This is a genomic window from Chamaesiphon polymorphus CCALA 037, from assembly GCF_003003845.1.
Taxonomy (GTDB): domain Bacteria; phylum Cyanobacteriota; class Cyanobacteriia; order Cyanobacteriales; family Chamaesiphonaceae; genus Chamaesiphon; species Chamaesiphon polymorphus.
Genome location: NZ_PVWO01000638.1, coordinates 1 through 2785, shown reverse-complemented (window position 1 = coordinate 2785; position 2785 = coordinate 1). Strand labels below are relative to the sequence as shown.

Annotated in this window: 3 protein-coding genes; all 3 read left to right on the top strand. The window is 47.2% G+C overall.

The genetic code is table 11. The annotated features are described in order from the left end of the window. Positions 1 to 134: 134 nt before the first annotated feature. Genes C7B77_RS27595 through lgt form a run of 3 tightly spaced genes read left to right on the top strand, consistent with a single transcriptional unit; the run spans position 135 to position 2727 of the window. The gene (locus C7B77_RS27595; RefSeq protein ID WP_106312604.1) at positions 135 to 722 is read left to right on the top strand and encodes a Maf family protein; all 588 of its coding nucleotides are present in this window, start codon (positions 135 to 137) and stop codon (positions 720 to 722) included. Between the two features lie 19 nt (positions 723 to 741). Beyond that, the gene (locus C7B77_RS27590) at positions 742 to 1770 is read left to right on the top strand and encodes a hypothetical protein (RefSeq protein WP_106312601.1); all 1029 of its coding nucleotides are present in this window, start codon (positions 742 to 744) and stop codon (positions 1768 to 1770) included. 33 nt (positions 1771 to 1803) lie between these two features. Next, on the top strand, positions 1804 to 2727 hold the full coding sequence (lgt, locus tag C7B77_RS27585) for a prolipoprotein diacylglyceryl transferase (protein WP_106312598.1): 924 nt from the start codon (positions 1804 to 1806) through the stop codon (positions 2725 to 2727). The last annotated feature ends 58 nt before the right edge of the window (positions 2728 to 2785 follow it).

Genomic DNA, 2785 nt, shown 5'->3' with positions numbered 1-2785 from the left:
AACACAGACTATGCAGCAACTCAAATAACTCTTGTTACCACCCGTAGCCCAACACTGGGAGAAGAGATCCGATCCTATCCCCGTGGGACATTCAGCGTGAGTGCGAACATTTTTTCCAGAACTTCTGTAAACGTATGAATATTAACTTTGTACTAGCTTCTGCTTCACCCGCTCGGAGACGATTGCTTCAGAGCGTCGGCATCAATCCGCTCGTCTGCGTCAGTCACTTCGACGAATCGCAGATTCAACTGCGCGATCCGGTGGCACTGGTAGAGACGCTAGCGCAGCGTAAAGCAGAAGTTGTCACCAACCAAGTCCAAGACTCTCTCATTTTGGGGTGCGATTCTGTGTTTGTTGTCGGTAATGAGATTTATGGCAAACCGGAAAATCCCGCAGTTGCATTTACCCGCTGGCAAAAAATGCGGGGCGGTAGCGGAACTCTATATACCGGACATGCCCTGATCGACCAAACCCAATCTAGAAAAGTCGTCCGCTGTGGGATTACCCAAGTTTACTTCGGGCGAGTGACCGATGCTCAGATTGAGGCTTATATTGCCACTGGCGAGCCGTTAGTCTGTGCGGGTGGATTTGCTCTAGAAGGCAAAGGCAGTGGCTTCGTTGACAAAATTGAGGGCTGTCATAGCAATGTGATTGGCCTGAGCCTGCCATTGCTCCGATCGATGCTTGCCGAACTGAGCTACGATCTGTGTAGTTACTGGTGAGTCCTGTCACCTAAATACTATGATCTCCAGCGAAGAATTCCAACAAAAGCTACAAGCCGGACGACTTCATGAAGCTTTAGCATTAGTAGTGCGGGATACAACTCTCTTGCACAGAGGATTTGCTCACGAGTTGGATGTGACGACGCGATTGACACAGGAGCTAGCCAACTCCGAGTCATCAGATCGGGAATATCTCCGCACCAAAATCAACTTACTGACAGGAGATATTCACAATGAGGTCGGTAAAGATGTCGTCACGAACAGCAGTAATTATCTCAAATTGCAAAAATTACATATCGACCAAATTGTGGCGAGCCACCGGATCGTGCAGGGTTATCTCGATCGATTCAAAGCAATTTTGACAGTGTTAGCCCCATCGATCCATAATGCTGCCAGCCAAGAACATCACCCCAGTCCGATCCTTCAGGCGGAGTGGATGGACACCGATACTTTGGTAGCGCGACTGCATGAAGCTACGGCTGCATCACCAATCGATCGTCAAGATCGACCGATCGGCTCTATTGTTAGTAAGGCAGCAAAATTTAGCGATGAAGAGTTGTCTGAGTTAGCCGCCAGTTGCGATGCTACTCGAGTCCCATGGCAACCACTGACCGCTCCTAGAATCGCAATGCAGCGTAATCCACAAACCGATCGCATCGGATCGCTAGTAGAAGATCTCGAACATATGGATGATGAAATCGACTTATCCATCGATGAAGATGGAGCTGTTTGGGAAGAATGGGTAGAAGATGAAGACTTCATGTCCGAGTCATCGTCGATCGAATCACGATCGATCGACTTGTCATCAGCCTCACCAGCCATAACATTACCCGATCGCCAAGAACCCGCACTCGATCCGCGTCAGCTCCACCCGATCGAATTAAAACCAACCCTACCCCGTATTCCCAAGCGCGCAGCAGCACCTTCAGCGCAGTGGGATAAATTCGAGCCGGAGTACCTCAGTCCCAGCGATTGCCAGCCTTTAAAGATCGATCGGCTCGATGCAGAGCGAATCGATAAATTATTGTCTTTGGATAATTACACATAGCCCGTCCTCCTGGGTACTACCAACCGATCTAATATGTTAGCTGAGTTACTGCATTTTCCTAGTCTCTGTGTCGAAAATTTAGCTTCGTTCTTGCAACTACCTAGTTTAGATCTCGTTAATTCCGATCGCGCTCTCGCTCTCGATTGGGATCGATTTCTCCTCGCTTTTCAATTTGTATCGCCTGGAGAAGAAATTTTCCAGATTGGTGGTTTTCGCCTCAAGTGGTATGGCTTATTAATTGCTTCATCGGTATTAATTGGCGTGAATTTATCGATGCGATTGGCAAAGTCTCGCGATGTCGATCCAGAAGCGATCGCCGATCTGTCAATTTGGTTGGTATTGGCAGCAATTCCCTGCGCGCGACTATATTATGTCGCTTTTCAATGGGAAAATTATTCGCAAAATCCCGAACAAATTATCAAGATTTGGGAAGGCGGAATTGCCATTCATGGGGCGATTATTGGCGGCTCGATCGCAGCAATTATTTTTGCCAAACTCAAGCAGATTTCGTTTTGGCAATTAGCCGATATTGTCGCGCCATCTGTAGCTCTAGGCCAAGCGATCGGTAGATGGGGCAATTTTTTTAACTCAGAAGCCTATGGCGGGCCGACCGATTTACCATGGAAATTATGTATTCCCAGCGGTGGTGGAACTTGCAATTACGTTCACCCTACATTTTTGTATGAATCGCTCTGGAATTTGTTAGTATTTGGTTTCTTGATGTGGTTATTCGTTAGAGACAATCGCCACCATCAACTACGGACGGGTTCGATATTTTTGATTTATTTAGTTGTTTATAGTATCGGACGGTTTGGTATTGAAGGTTTGCGGACGGATAGTTTAATGCTGGGTTCGCTCAGAATCGCTCAAGTAATTAGTTTGGTCGGGATTGCGCTCGGTTCGCTTGGTTTATTATGGTTGTATATTCGTCGCCGTCGATTGCCAGATGTGGTTTGAGTAATTGAGAATTGAGAATTGAGAATTGAGCGTGAATAGCATGTAGGTTGGGTAGAGG